The sequence below is a fragment of the Streptomyces murinus genome (assembly GCF_002154555.1).
Lineage (GTDB): Bacteria > Actinomycetota > Actinomycetes > Streptomycetales > Streptomycetaceae > Streptomyces > Streptomyces murinus.
Genome location: NZ_MUNF01000819.1, coordinates 1 through 508, shown reverse-complemented (window position 1 = coordinate 508; position 508 = coordinate 1). Strand labels below are relative to the sequence as shown.

1 protein-coding gene is annotated in these 508 nt (G+C 77.4%); it reads left to right on the top strand.

The window, feature by feature from the left end; genetic code table 11:
* On the top strand, positions 1 to 353 hold a 353-nt coding region (locus tag CCN72_RS35455; RefSeq protein WP_208638185.1), incomplete at its 5' end, for a type VII secretion protein EccB.
* Positions 354 to 508: the final 155 nt, after the last annotated feature.

Here is a 508-nt window from a genome sequence, read left to right as displayed (position 1 = left end):
ACCAGCGGGAGGTGGCCGCGCAGGTGGCGAGTCCGCACACCTTCCTGATCACCGACCAGGGCATCGTCTACCCGCTGGGCTCATCCGCCGCGCAGTCCCTCGGCATCGGCGGCGGCACCGCGACCGCGCTGCCGGAGAGCCTGCTGGTGGCGCTGCCGCACGGGCCGGTCCTCGACCGCTCGGTGGCGGCGCTGACGGTGAAGGCGGGACAGGACGGGGCGACGGCTTCGCCCTCGGCCGACTCCCACCAGCCGCAGGGCGCTTCGGGCGTCGGCGGGACCTCGGGCAAGGCCCCGGTCCCCGCGGTGTCCACCGATCCGTCCCCCACCGGCTCCGCCGCACGGGTGGGGTGAGCGGATGCGCAGAGGACTGGGCACCGCCCGGGCGGGCGGGACGGCGTTGCAGTGCCGGGCCGAGGGCCGGGCACTGCTGGTGCACCCCAAGGGCGAACCCGACCCGGGGGCCGCCGCGTTCGCCGCGGGGCTCGCCGCCGATCCGCAGCACACCC